Source organism: Buttiauxella brennerae ATCC 51605 (assembly GCF_001654925.1).
GTDB classification, from domain to species: domain Bacteria; phylum Pseudomonadota; class Gammaproteobacteria; order Enterobacterales; family Enterobacteriaceae; genus Buttiauxella; species Buttiauxella brennerae.
The window spans coordinates 169,298-182,991 of record NZ_LXER01000006.1 but is presented as its reverse complement, the minus strand read 5'-3'; the positions used below and the strand labels follow the sequence as shown (position 1 = coordinate 182,991).

General features: G+C 49.2%; 12 protein-coding genes. 9 read left to right on the top strand and 3 right to left on the bottom strand.

Translation table 11 applies throughout. From position 1 onward, the window contains the following. Positions 1–16 precede the first annotated feature (16 nt). Together priC and rsmS are read left to right on the top strand one after the other, a co-directional pair. Positions 17–553: a primosomal replication protein PriC gene (gene priC, locus M975_RS02120; protein WP_064557061.1), complete on the top strand. Its 537-nt coding sequence runs from the start codon at positions 17–19 to the stop codon at positions 551–553. 38 nt (positions 554–591) lie between these two features. Continuing rightward, positions 592–747, top strand: a complete 156-nt coding sequence (rsmS, locus tag M975_RS02115; protein ID WP_064557060.1) for a pleiotropic regulatory protein RsmS — start codon at positions 592–594, stop codon at positions 745–747. 3 nt (positions 748–750) lie between these two features. Here the strand turns inward: rsmS and mscK are convergent, their stop codons facing one another. Beyond that, positions 751–4,131 (bottom strand): mechanosensitive channel MscK, encoded by a 3,381-nt coding sequence (mscK, locus tag M975_RS02110; RefSeq protein ID WP_064557059.1) that lies wholly within the window; start codon positions 4,129–4,131, stop codon positions 751–753. A gap of 129 nt (positions 4,132–4,260) precedes the next feature. Then, the gene (acrR, locus tag M975_RS02105; protein WP_064557058.1) at positions 4,261–4,902 is read right to left on the bottom strand and encodes a multidrug efflux transporter transcriptional repressor AcrR; all 642 of its coding nucleotides are present in this window, start codon (positions 4,900–4,902) and stop codon (positions 4,261–4,263) included. Between the two features lie 267 nt (positions 4,903–5,169). Here acrR and acrA point away from each other — a divergent pair, with 267 nt between their 5' ends. From acrA to M975_RS02075, 6 genes are all read left to right on the top strand, one after another. Further along, positions 5,170–6,369 (top strand): multidrug efflux RND transporter periplasmic adaptor subunit AcrA, encoded by a 1,200-nt coding sequence (acrA, locus tag M975_RS02100; protein ID WP_064557057.1) that lies wholly within the window; start codon positions 5,170–5,172, stop codon positions 6,367–6,369. Positions 6,370–6,391: 22 nt separating this feature from the next. Continuing rightward, the gene (acrB, locus tag M975_RS02095; RefSeq protein WP_064557056.1) at positions 6,392–9,541 is read left to right on the top strand and encodes a multidrug efflux RND transporter permease subunit AcrB; all 3,150 of its coding nucleotides are present in this window, start codon (positions 6,392–6,394) and stop codon (positions 9,539–9,541) included. Positions 9,542–10,095: 554 nt separating this feature from the next. After that, positions 10,096–10,470 carry an Hha toxicity modulator TomB gene (tomB, locus tag M975_RS02090; protein WP_064557055.1) on the top strand — a complete coding sequence of 125 codons (375 nt, stop codon included), beginning with the start codon at positions 10,096–10,098 and terminating at the stop codon, positions 10,468–10,470. 30 nt (positions 10,471–10,500) lie between these two features. Next, on the top strand, positions 10,501–10,719 hold the full coding sequence (locus tag M975_RS02085; RefSeq protein WP_064557054.1) for an HHA domain-containing protein: 219 nt from the start codon (positions 10,501–10,503) through the stop codon (positions 10,717–10,719). 320 nt (positions 10,720–11,039) lie between these two features. Further along, positions 11,040–11,606 carry a maltose O-acetyltransferase gene (maa, locus tag M975_RS02080; protein ID WP_064557053.1) on the top strand — a complete coding sequence of 189 codons (567 nt, stop codon included), beginning with the start codon at positions 11,040–11,042 and terminating at the stop codon, positions 11,604–11,606. Between the two features lie 102 nt (positions 11,607–11,708). Further along, positions 11,709–12,167, top strand: a complete 459-nt coding sequence (locus tag M975_RS02075) for a YlaC family protein (RefSeq protein ID WP_064557052.1) — start codon at positions 11,709–11,711, stop codon at positions 12,165–12,167. Positions 12,168–12,207: 40 nt separating this feature from the next. On the opposite strand, the gene ykgO is transcribed toward M975_RS02075, so the two are convergent. Beyond that, positions 12,208–12,348, bottom strand: coding sequence for a type B 50S ribosomal protein L36 (gene ykgO / locus M975_RS02070; RefSeq protein ID WP_034458060.1), 141 nt, complete (start codon positions 12,346–12,348; stop codon positions 12,208–12,210). A gap of 284 nt (positions 12,349–12,632) precedes the next feature. Here ykgO and M975_RS02065 point away from each other — a divergent pair, with 284 nt between their 5' ends. Continuing rightward, positions 12,633–13,670, top strand: coding sequence for an isopenicillin N synthase family dioxygenase (locus M975_RS02065; RefSeq protein WP_064557051.1), 1,038 nt, complete (start codon positions 12,633–12,635; stop codon positions 13,668–13,670). Positions 13,671–13,694: the final 24 nt, after the last annotated feature.

Below are 13,694 nucleotides of genomic sequence, written 5' to 3'. Positions count from 1 at the left end.
ACTGGAGAGTCATTTTGTGAAAACCGCTTCGCTGTTACAAGCTTTGGATGCTCGCGTCGCGGAACTCGCGGGGGCCATCGAGCCGATTTCATTGCAACGCGCCTCACAAGCCCGCTTCGATCGTAAACTGTTTTCCACTCACAGCACGCAACTTAAAGATTATCTGACCGAAGTTCAGGCAAATCTCGCACAGCTACAGCTTAGCGTGAAAGTGGGTAAAGCGGAGCAAGTTGCGTATCTGGCCGAAAAGCTGGTGGCGCAGATTTCCGCTTTGCAGCGCGAACTGGCGACCTGGAAGATGCGTAAAAACGATCCGCAACCGCCGGTTGTCGAAAACTTGTATGAGAAGCTCTCCACTCACCAGGATTATGAGCGCCGCATCCAGATTATGATTAGCGATCGTGAAAGCCAGCTTTCAGTACAGGTCACGCTCGCCGGGCAACAAAAGCTCCAGAAGGAACTGGCCGCTCTTGAAGGCCGTTTGCAGCGTTGTCGCCAGGCTTTAACGCGTATCGAACGGTCCATCGAACGCAGGGAACGTGGGCTAAGCTAACGCCTAAACCAAACCATTTACTTGAACGGATAAACGTAATGTCACTGGATAACGCGCCAGACGAAGTGAAACTGGCTGTCGATTTGATAATGCTGCTGGAACAACATGAAATCCCGACGGAAACCGCGCTCGCAGCGCTTGAGATTGTCCGTCAGGATTTTTTGCGTAAGCGGGAAGAGAAAGCCTCCCGCTAATTTTTACTGGGCTGGAACGATGTCGTCACCGTTTGTGTTGCCCTTGATATCGCGTTTCACTTCTGTCAGTTCATTGCCTTTGTCATTACGCAAATGCACTTCGAGTTGGTTGAAGGCGATGTTAATGCCATTTTCGCGACACAGACGATCGATAGTCCGGTTCAGCTCATCAACGGTGTAGCTGCGGTCACGCAGTTCACGCACATACAGGCGCAGTTCGTGATCTAACGTGCTGGCCCCGAAGGTGGTGAAGAACACCGTCGGTTCCGGGTCGTGCATCACTTTCGGGTGTTCATGCGCCGCTTTCAGTAAGATCTCACGCACTTTATCCAGATCCGAACCGTACGCCACGCCCAGGCGGATAACCACGCGGGTGATGGTGTCGGTAAGCGACCAGTTGATCAGACGCTCCGTCACAAATGCTTTGTTCGGGATAATCACTTCTTTGCGGTCAAAGTCCGTAATCGTTGTGGCACGAATACGAATTTTACTGACGCTACCGGAATACGCACCAATCGTAACGGTATCGCCGATACGCACCGGGCGTTCAAACAGGATAATCAGGCCTGAAACGAAGTTACCGAATATCTCCTGCAAACCAAAGCCCAGACCCACTGACAACGCAGCTGCCAGCCATTGCAGTTTATCCCACGACACGCCAAGCGAGCCGAAGATAGTCATCGCCCCGACTGCTGTAATGACGTAGTTAAGAATAGTGGTAATAGCGTACGACGCACCCTGGCGCATTTGCAGGCGCGAAAGTACCAGCACTTCAAGCAAGCCGGGTAAGTTTCGAATCAGTACCCAGGCAACCGCAAAAGCAATCATGGCAAATAACAGACTGCCCATGGTGACATTTTTGACCACCGCTACACCAGCCTCTGAAGCGCTATAGCTCCACAGCTGGATGCTATCCAGATAACCAAACACCCCGAACAAGTCAGACCAAATGGTGTAGAACACGATGGCAAACAGCGCAAACAGCGCAATAATTGCCAGGCGCATGGTTTGCTGGTTGATTTGGTCCAGCGCCAACGGAGGTTCTTCTACTGGCTCCCCGCCTTCTGCGCCCTCTTTCACCAGATTCTCACGGCGCGCAACAGCACGGCGATAAGCCATACGGCGTGCCGCAACGCTCAATCCGCGCAGAACGGTCTGATAAACCAGGTTCCAGATAAGGATCAGGTAGATGGTTTCAATCCAGCGGCCGGCAAGACGCAAGGTGGTATAAAAATACCCCATTGCCGTCAGTACGATTAACACCACCGGCACCACACCCATCATCGTGACGGTAAATAACTGCATGGTGTGGTTGTTTTTGTTGCGCCAGTTTTCGCGGCACATCGGGAACACGAGCGCGGTGATCAGCAACAGGTTGAAGAAGATAATCAACTGGCCCAGCGCATCTTCGACTAAGTGCAACGGCGAGCGCTCACCCAGTACCGACCAGAACAGCAGCGGCAGTAGCGCAATACCGATACGCACCAGCTGGCGGCGATAGTGGCTGCACAATTGCGGCGCCATATTAAAGTGGCTAACCGCCACACCATTGGTCGACAGCACCTGGTAAGTTAAGCCAAACACCAGCCAGGACAGGGAAAGCTGTTTGCAGAACGCCAGCATGTATTCGCTGATATTGATCTGCATACTGGCAAATACCAGCCCGACGGAGTAAATGACCAGCGCGCCAGGTAGCACTTTCACTAATGTAAGCGCGATGGCTTTGGGCGTTAGCATCTGGCTGTCGTTACGCAGCTGCCCAACCCGGCTCGCCTGCTTTTCCAGATAACGGTCTATCGCTTTAAAGCGCCAGCGAATAATCCCCGCCAACAAAAGTGCCGGGATCATCAGCAGCAAAATGGCGAGAATTTTGAGTGAGCTTTCCGGCCCCTTAAAATTGATGCGCGCATTTTTAAACTGATCTTTTAACGAGGAAGGCAATGATTTCAGCCAGTCCCAGTCCATCGGTTTATTACTGGTGACCCAGAAAATTTGCTCGGTCAGGATCTGGTCGAGCGATTTGGTGACGTTCTGCAGTTGCTGCTGATTATTCTGCAGGTTGATCGCCAGCATAAGCTGCAAGCCGAGCTGTTTATTCAGCTGGTCGAGCAATTCGCGGCGCGTATCCAGAACCTGTAATAACGCATTGTGGACTTCCGGTGTGACATCCGTTTTGTGGCCGTCTTCAATTTTGGCCACCAACTCTTCTGGCTGGAACAGGGCATCACGCTGCTGGTTGACATCGAACTGCTCGAGGCGAATATCGGCAATCCGGTTGGTCAGGTCTTCCGTATCTTCCGCAGAAGGCAGGTTTTGCTGTTGCTGCTGGTAAAGAATACGCGACAACAGCAGGCTGCCTTTGAGCACAGCTATTTGTTCTTTCAGGTTACGTTCGGACTGCAACGCGCGATCGAGGGTGTTTTTGATGCGCATACTCGATGGCACCATTTCATTGGCATGCTGCGTGGCATCAATCAGGCGCTGGCTCAACTGGTGGTTAATATCCAGTTCCTGTTTGACCAGCGGGTTCTGCTGGATTTTCACCGTATCTTCGGAGTCAATCGCATCCTGCGCAGTCTGTTGTGTCAACGTTAAACGCTTGCTGCTGACCGCTTTTTGCAGCAGTTGCAGCGTCAACTCCATCTGGTTGATATGCGCGTTGGTGTAATCACGTTGCTTTTGCAACGCATCCTGCAAGACGGTGTTGCCTTTCAGGCTGTCGCGTTGCTGATCTAACTGCGCGTTCAACAAAGCCTGTTGGGCGAGCAGTAAGTTTTGCTGGCTTGGGCGTAAGTCGGCAGCCCCGGGTGTGACACCATTCAGACGGCTGCGAATAGCCTCAAGCTGTGTGGACGCCGCGGTCATGGCATTCTGCACGCGCTCAGGCTGCGTTTGCAGGGAAATTAGCTGGCTGTTCCAGGTGGCTAAATCACTTTGCGCGTTCTGCAATTCCGTCAGCAAATCATTCAGCCGCGATTCCAGTTGGCGCAAATTTAATGCTTCAATTTCGGCTGCTTCGTTGGCCGCATTCTCTTGCTGGCTCTTAATCTCATTCAACGCATCAGTGGCTTTACGCAGCGCTTTCGGCGCTTCCGTTACCTGCTGATGGAGTTTTGCTGTTTCATCCTTGACCCGGTCAATTTTATCTAACACCTCAAGCGTTTCATTGAGGTCTTGCTGGGTGAGTTTGTCATTTGGAGACAGCGTCTTTTGCTTATTGAGCACAGAAAGCTGGTTTTGAATTTCATCGCGGCTTGGGAGATCGCTGTTATTTTTTTGTGCCCAGACTGGCTGTGCCAGAATGCAAAACAGGCTAACAAATGTAATAAGCAAAAACCGTGCGGATACGCGACGTGAGTACAGTGAACACAAGAGTTGCGGCATAGTTTGACAATATTTGAGAACAGGCCGAAAGATGGCGAGTTAAAGACGAGATACGAGCCACCAGATTAGCACGTCTTCGTGGAAAAACCTTGGTGTACTCTTATAGGAATTACCCTAATAGACGCATTTTTACTGTGGGTTAGAGCGCAGTGTTGGGCAGGTCTGGAACATTTCCAGCAAAATGGCGATGTAATCCTCAGCCTGGGCGTGGAGATCAAAACTTTCCGGCGCGACCAGCCAGTTTTCAATCAGCCCGGTGATGTAACTACGCAACAGGATCACGGCGTGGGTCAGTCGCAAGTTTTTTGGTAACATTTGCGCATCAATACAACGCTGCAAACTGCTCTCAATTCTCTCGTTACCTTCCAGATAAAGTTTGCGCCGGGCCTGTTGTAAAACAGCCAGTTCGCCAACAAACTCGCATTTATGGAAGATGATTTCGGTCATCAGGCGGCGGCGTTCATCGGTGACAGTTGCTTGTAATATGTAAATAAGTAACTCTCTGACAACAGATAGTGGATCGTCAGGAAATTTTGCCCGATACTCAGTTTCTAAGTCACCAATACTGGACTCAGTTAGCTCCCAGATTTCATTAAACAAATCCGACTTATTCTTGAAATGCCAGTAGATTGCACCACGGGTGACACCAGCCGCTTTGGCAATATCTGCCAGCGAAGTTGCTGACACACCGTGCTGTGAAAACAAGCGGATTGCAACATCGAGAAGATGTTGGCGGGTCTCCAGTGCTTGTTGTTTGGTTTTTCGTGCCATAAGTGGGTGAAATTAAGGTAGTTAGATTTACATACATTTGTGAATGTATGTACCATAGCACGACGATAATAATACCCAAAATAATTCGAGTTGCATCAAGGCGGCAAGGGAGCGAGTCCCGATGAGCTTACATAAGTAAGTGATTCGGGTGAGTGAGAGCAGCCCACGAAGATGGCACTTGAAGTATGACGGGTATAAACGCAGCAATGGGTTTGTGGACATTTGATCCATTGAACAACTTTGAAATCGGACACTCGAGGTTTACATATGAACAAAAACAGAGGGTTTACGCCTCTGGCGGCCGTTCTGATGCTCTCAGGCAGCTTAATGCTTACAGGATGTAATGACAAAGAGACAAAACAGAGCGCACCGCATACCCCGGAAGTGGGTGTTGTGACTCTGAAAAGTGCTCCTTTGCAGATAACTACAGAGCTTCCTGGTCGTACAAGCGCTTATCGTATTGCAGAAGTTCGCCCGCAAGTCAGTGGCATCATTCTGAAACGTAACTTCGAAGAAGGAAGTGAAATCAAGGCTGGCGTTTCGCTGTATCAAATCGACCCTGCAACATACCAGGCCGCATATGACAGTGCCAAAGGCGACCTCGCTAAAGCGCAAGCAAGTGCAAACATTGCTCAGCTGACCCTTAAGCGTTATCAGAAACTGTTGGGTACCAAGTACATCAGTCAACAAGATTACGACACTGCACTTGCTGATTCTCAACAGGCAAATGCTTCCGTTGTGGCTGCTAAAGCCGCTGTTGAATCCGCTCGTATCAACCTTGCGTACACCAAAGTGACCTCGCCAATTAGCGGTCGTATTGGTAAGTCTTCTGTTACTGAAGGCGCACTGGTCACAGGCGCACAAGCAACAGCACTGGCTACCGTACAACAGCTCGACCCTATCTATGTTGATGTGACCCAATCAAGTAATGACTTCTTGCGCCTCAAGCAAGAACTTGCTGATGGCAAACTGAAACAAGAAAACGGTAAAGCTAAAGTCAAATTAGTCACTAATGACGGTATCACTTTCCCACAAGAAGGCTCTTTAGAGTTTTCTGACGTGACGGTTGACCAGACTACCGGTTCTATTACTTTGCGCGCGCTCTTCCCGAACCCAGATAAAACGCTGCTGCCGGGCATGTTTGTTCGCGCACAACTGGAAGAAGGTACCAACCCAAATGCATTGTTAGTTCCACAACAAGGTGTGACTCGCACACCGCGTGGTGATGCTTCAGCAATGGTCATTGGTAAAGAAGACAAAGTAGAAGTGCGCAATATCACCGCCACTCAGGCTATCGGCGACAAATGGCTGGTAACTGACGGGTTGAAGGATGGTGATCGTGTGATTGTTACCGGTTTGCAAAAAGTGAAACCCGGTGTTCAGGTGAAAGCGCAGGAAGTGGCGGCAGAAAACAAAGGCCAGGAACAGGCAGCCGCTGGTGCACAATCTGAACAAACGAAGTCTTAACTTAAACAGGAGCCGTTAAGACATGGCTAAGTTTTTTATCGATCGCCCGATTTTTGCCTGGGTAATCGCCATCATTATTATGTTGGCGGGCGGGCTTGCGATCATGAAATTGCCGATCGCGCAGTATCCAACCATTGCGCCACCGGCCATTTCGATCTCAGCAAACTATCCAGGTGCAGATGCGAAAACGGTACAGGATACCGTTACACAGGTTATCGAACAGAACATGAACGGTATCGACAACCTGCTGTACATGTCCTCTTCCAGTGACTCCTCTGGTTCTGTCACGATAACCATTACCTTTGATTCGGGTACTGATGCGGACATCGCGCAGGTTCAGGTGCAGAACAAACTGCAACTTGCGATGCCACTACTTCCACAAGAAGTACAGCAGCAAGGTGTTAGCGTTGAGAAGTCTTCCAGTAGCTTCCTGATGGTTCTCGGTATGATCAACACCGATGGCTCCATGACGCAGGAAGATATTTCCGACTACGTTGGCGCAACCATTAAAGACCCAATCAGCCGTACTCGTGGTGTGGGTGACGTTCAGCTGTTCGGTGCACAGTACGCGATGCGTATCTGGATGGATCCGAACAAACTGAACAACTTCCAGCTCACGCCGGTTGATGTCATCAATGCTATTAAAGCGCAGAACGCCCAGGTAGCAGCCGGTCAATTAGGCGGTACTCCGCCGGTTAAAGGCCAGCAACTTAACGCCTCTATTATTGCTCAGACCCGTTTGAAATCTGCCGATGAGTTCAGCAAAATTCTGCTGAAAGTGAATCAAGATGGCTCACGCGTTCTGCTTAAAGATGTGGCGAAAGTGGAGTTGGGCGGCGAGAACTACAACGTTGTTGCTCGTTTCAACGGTCAACCTGCGTCTGGTTTGGGTATCAAACTGGCAACCGGTGCGAACGCCCTGGATACCGCCAATGCGGTACGTGCCACAGTGGAAAAACTACAGCCCTTCTTCCCTGCGGGTCTGAAAGTTGTTTATCCATACGACACCACGCCATTCGTTAAAATCTCTATCAAAGAGGTGGTTAAAACCCTCGTTGAAGCCATCGTGCTAGTGTTCCTGGTAATGTATCTGTTCTTGCAGAACTTCCGCGCCACACTGATTCCAACGATTGCAGTGCCGGTGGTACTGCTGGGGACGTTTGCCATCCTTGCCATCTTTGGCTATTCGATAAACACCCTAACGATGTTCGGGATGGTGCTCGCGATAGGCCTGTTGGTTGATGATGCCATCGTGGTAGTAGAGAACGTTGAGCGTGTGATGGTGGAAGAAGGATTGCCACCGAAGGAAGCCACACGCAAATCAATGGAGCAGATTCAGGGCGCACTGGTCGGCATCGCGATGGTTCTGTCAGCGGTATTTATACCAATGGCATTCTTCGGCGGTTCTACAGGTGCAATCTATCGCCAGTTCTCTATTACCATCGTATCGGCAATGGTGCTTTCTGTTCTGGTAGCAATGATTCTGACACCAGCACTTTGCGCCACCCTGCTCAAGCCAATTGCGAAAGGCGAACACCACGAGAAGAAAGGCTTCTTCGGCTGGTTTAACAACATGTTCGACAAGAGCACGCATCACTATACCGACAGCGTCGGTAACATTTTGCGTAGCACCGGTCGTTACTTAGTGCTTTATCTGCTGATTGTCGTTGGCATGGCCTTCCTGTTTATTCGCCTGCCAAGTTCCTTCTTGCCAGATGAAGACCAGGGCGTGTTCCTGACCATGGCGCAGCTGCCTGCGGGTGCAACACAGGAGCGTACTCAGGCCGTTCTTGATGATGTGACCAAGTACTACCTCGAAAAAGAGAAAGACAACGTTAACTCGGTATTTACCGTTAACGGCTTTGGCTTCTCTGGACAGGGGCAGAACACCGGTCTGGCATTCGTATCGTTGAAGGACTGGGATGAGCGTCCAGGTGAAGTGAATAAGGTTCCAGCCATTGCTGGTCGCGCAAGCGCCGAATTCTCGAAAATCAAAGATGCCGTCGTGTTCGCGTTTAACCTGCCAGCGATCGTTGAACTGGGTACTGCAACGGGCTTCGACTTCCAGTTGATTGACCAGGCAAACCTTGGACACGAAAAACTGACTCAGGCGCGTAACCAACTGTTTGGTGAAGTTGCTAAACACTCTGACCTGTTAGTGGGCGTGCGTCCGAACGGTCTGGAAGATACGCCGCAGTTTAAAGTCGATATCGACCAGGAAAAAGCACAAGCATTGGGCGTTTCTATCAGCGACATCAACACCACACTGGGTGCTGCATGGGGTGGTAGTTACGTGAACGACTTCATCGACCGTGGTCGTGTGAAGAAAGTTTACCTGATGGCTGATGCGCCATTCCGTATGCTGCCAAACGATATCAACAACTGGTATGTTCGCGGCACGTCCGGGCAGATGGTGCCATTCTCAGCGTTCTCTTCTGCGCACTGGGAATATGGCTCACCACGTCTGGAACGTTACAACGGCTTACCTTCGATGGAAATCCTTGGTCAGGCGGCTCCGGGTAAGAGTACCGGTGAAGCAATGGACTTGATGGAGCAACTGGCAAGCAAACTGCCAACCGGTATCGGTTATGACTGGACGGGTATGTCCTATCAGGAACGTTTATCTGGTAACCAGGCCCCTGCCCTGTATGCCATATCTCTGATAGTGGTATTCCTGTGTCTGGCTGCGTTGTATGAAAGCTGGTCGATTCCGTTCTCGGTCATGCTGGTTGTTCCACTTGGGGTTGTCGGTGCACTGCTTGCCGCGACGCTGCGTGGGTTAACCAACGACGTGTACTTCCAGGTAGGCCTGCTGACAACCATTGGCTTGTCGGCGAAGAACGCGATACTTATCGTGGAATTCGCCAAAGACCTGATGGAAAAAGAAGGCAAAGGCTTGATTGAAGCGACTCTGGAAGCTGTCCGTATGCGTCTGCGTCCGATTCTGATGACATCACTGGCATTTATCCTCGGGGTAATGCCGCTGGTTATCAGCTCCGGCGCAGGTTCAGGTGCACAGAACGCCGTAGGTACAGGGGTAATGGGCGGGATGGTGACAGCAACTGTCCTGGCTATCTTCTTCGTACCTGTGTTCTTCGTGGTGGTACGTCGCCGCTTCAGCAGCAAGTCTGAAGATGTCGAACATACTCACGCAGTTGAACACCACAAGTAAGTCTTAGTTCTTCATTAAAAGGCCGCGCAAGCGGCCTTTTTTATATCCGCTAGCCTGATTTGTCATATTAATACATAACGAAACATGGTGACTTTTTCTACGATAGGTTTCGAAATGTTGCGGTATCAGCTCTGCCTACGCTCGAATATTATGACAAGATATTTCTCAAACTCACTGGCAGAACAGAAAAGATCAATTCATACTTATTTATTAGGACTATTCTTAATAATATTGTTTATTTACGAATTGTTAAATATTCATTGCCGTAACGTCTGATTAACCTGTTGAAAAGAAGCTACTTTCTTAATTCTCTACATAAGTTAATTTATCGGATAATGCTTTAAAAACACGTGAAAGTCTTAATAAACATTACGTTAGAGTAAACAGCTTTACGACAAATGTAATTTTTCGTAATAGTGAAAGGAAATCTACTGCGGATTGATTTATAGTAAATGCATATGGAATAATCATTGTGAACGATCCCCACCTCATCCAGGTGTGTCCACCCCAACGTGTTGTGTTTATCAAATTTCTTCGATAAAAGGGGCTGCATTATGGACGAATACTCACCAAAACGGCATGATATTGCGCAGCTTAAATTTCTCTGCGAAAACCTGTATCATGACTGCCTGACCAACCTTGGCGAGAGTAATCATGGTTGGGTTAATGATCCGACTTCGGCCATTAACTTGCAGTTGAATGAACTGATTGAACACATTGCAGCTTTCGCACTTAATTACAAAATTAAGTACGATGATGAGAGCAAACTGATTGAACAAATTGACGAATATTTGGACGATACATTTATGCTATTCAGCAACTACGGCATCAATGCCCAGGAACTGCAGAAATGGCGTAAATCCGGGAATAGATTATTCCGATGTTTCGTCACAGAGAGCCGCGCTAACCCTGTAAGCCTCTCCTTTTAAAAACTATTACAAGATGTATAAGGTGATTTCATGACAACAAAACCATTAACTAAGACCGATTATTTGATGCGCCTGCGACGCTGCCAAACAATTGATACCTTAGAACGTGTAATTGAAAAGAATAAATACGAATTATCAGATAATGAATTGGCGGTATTTTATTCAGCTGCGGATCACCGACTTGCTGAACTGACTATGAATAAGCTGTTCGATAAAATACCACCATCTGTATGGAAATTTATCCGCTAATACCACATACTCGTTTACGCGTTTTATGGCACTCAGGCTGACATGCTGCTGCACCTGACGGGAACAGCGGTAATATTCAATTTAGCCATCGTATTGGTTCGCAAATAGCTTTATATCCTGGAACGTGTTGTTGTGCGTGACACACAATGCACCTCGTTATATCCGCAGCAACAATGCGTCTACAGCCTTCCACTATCTGTGTTTGTTAATGCCAACATTTACTATGTGATTTACATCACAAAGAGAAAGAGCGCTCTCATTTATTACAACTTAATCGCTTACGGTAACCGGTGTCCTGTTTATTTATTAAAGGCATTGCCATGAGTGAAGAAAAAGAGAAGATGATTGCGGGTGAGCTTTATCGCCCTGCTGACCAACAGCTTCGTGATGACCGCGTAAAAGCGCGTCATCTGGTTTACCGTTTTAATCACACCGCACCAGATGAACAAGCCGTTCGGGCCCAATTGTTAAAACAATTGTTGGGCCAGAGCCTTGATGCATATATTGAACCCTCGTTTCGTTGTGACTATGGTTACAATATTTTCCTCGGTAAAAACTTCTACGCTAATTTTGACTGCGTGATTCTGGATGTTTGCCCAGTTCACATTGGTGATAATTGCATGCTGGCGCCAGGCGTTCATATTTACACGGCTACGCACCCGCTGGATGCTGAAACCCGTAATAGCGGTGTGGAGTTTGGAAAACCCGTCACTATCGGCCACAACGTGTGGATTGGCGGGCGCGCGGTTATCAACCCAGGCGTCACCATCGGTGATAACGTGGTGATTGGCTCAGGCTCCGTCGTGACCAAAGATATTCCAGCCAACGCAGTGGTTGCAGGAAACCCGGCTCGGGTGATCAAAATGGTTCCTGGCACAGCTGGATAACTGTTATGGTTTTTTTTGGCAGAACTGTTACTTTTTTACCCTCAGTGAGGTTCTTAGAATAACAGTTCTCTGCCTGTAGCGTTTCCGTTCAGAAGGCCCATCATGACTGAAATCCAGCGCCTGCTCACCGATACCATTGAGCAACTCAATAGCGATGAAAAACGCGACAATCGTCCGCGTTTTAGCATCAACTTTATCCGCAAACATCCGGGGTTATTTATCGGTATGTGGATTGGCTGGTTCGCCACACTCTGGGTGATGCTTGAGTCAGACACCCTCGCAGGGTCGGTTTGGTTATTAGTCGTGCTGTTTGCGCTGCTGAACGGCTTCTTCTTTTTTGATGTGAACCCTCGTTATCGCTACGACGATATTGATGTGCTCGACTTGCGCGTTTGCTACAACGGCGAGTGGTACAACACGCGTAACGTCCCAGACACCCTGATTAATAAAATCCTGCATTCCCCTGGTGTTGACGAACAAAAGAAATCTCTGCTGCATAAAATGGTTGCCACAAAAGGCGAACTCTCTTTTTACGATATCTTCTCACTCGGGCGTTCGTAACCCTCTCATTGAGAAAGAAAGGGGCTAAATGCCCCTTGTCTTAGCGCCGCTTCTTACCGCCCTGCACCGCTTTAAAACGCGGATTGCTTTTGCAAATCACGTACAGCCGCCCTTTGCGTTTCACAATCTGGCAATCCGGATGGCGCTGCTTTGCACTACGCAATGAATTCAGAACCTGCATAAATCCTCACTCACACATTATGTTATAACATAACAATAAATGACAAGTCATCGGAATGCAACTGTGTTTATTGGCATTGTTGAGTTTCGCAAATGCTTAGAACCCCGCCTGGCAATAACTTAGAAGATAACAATATTGGGCGACGTAACGCAGTTGCGGCAATGTCATTTCCACGAACATCACATCAATCCAGAAGGGATAAACCATGAATCAGCGCTGTCGTTGTTGTTGGGCTACAAAAGCAGAACGCGTCGGGAAAACATCTGAATTATGCGGAGTTCAAAATGAGCAAAACAACGACCCAGGCATTGCCAATACTCGATCTCTTAGCCCTTGAGGGTACAGCTATCGATCGTGCGGCGTTTCTTGCACAACTGCGCCATGCAGCACGTGACATCGGTTTCTTCTACCTGATTAATCATGGGATAAGCCCGGAACTGCAACAAGCCGTTCAGGATGAAGCACACCAGTTTTTCGCCTTACCTGATGCCGAAAAACAGCAAGTCGCAATGATTCACTCACCGCATTTTCGTGGCTACAACCGCGCCGCCAGCGAATTAACGCGGGGTAAACCGGACTGGCGCGAACAGTTTGATATCGGCGCTGAGCGCCCTGCACTTCCTCTGAGCGACTCACAACCAGGCTGGCTGCGGCTGCAAGGGCCAAATCTGTGGCCTGAATCGTTACCTACCCTGAAACCGACTCTGCTGCAATTTCAGCGTGAAATGACGGCTGTGGCATTAAAGCTGCTGCGTACATTTGCTGAGGCGCTGGCGTTACCCGCCAACAGCTTCGATAGCTTGTACGGCAATAAACCTAACGAACACATTAAGCTGATTCGTTACCCAGGCCAGCAGGCAACCGTCGGTGACCAGGGCGTTGGTGCCCATAAAGACTCCGGTTTCCTGAGCTTCTTGCTGCAAGACCAGCAGCAGGGATTACAGGTCGAAGTCTCGCCTGATAACTGGATTGACGCCGCCCCTTTGCCTGGCAGTTTCGTGGTGAATATCGGTGAATTGCTGGAACTGGCAACCAATGGCTATTTACGGGCCACCGTCCATCGGGTGGTCTCTCCGCCGCCGGGGCAGGAACGCCAGTCCATCGCCTTTTTCCTCGGCGCTCAACTAGACGCTGTCGTGCCGGTTTATGCCCTGCCGCCCGAACTGGCACGTGAAGCACACGGGCCGGAAAGCGACCCGCAAAACCCGTTGCTGCGTGATGTTGGCTGGAATTACCTGAAAGGCCGCCTGCGTTCACATCCTGATGTGGCGGAACGTTATTACCCGGATGTCTTGCGTAACAGCACTGAACTCATCGCTTAAACATTAATTGCCTGAACATTAAAG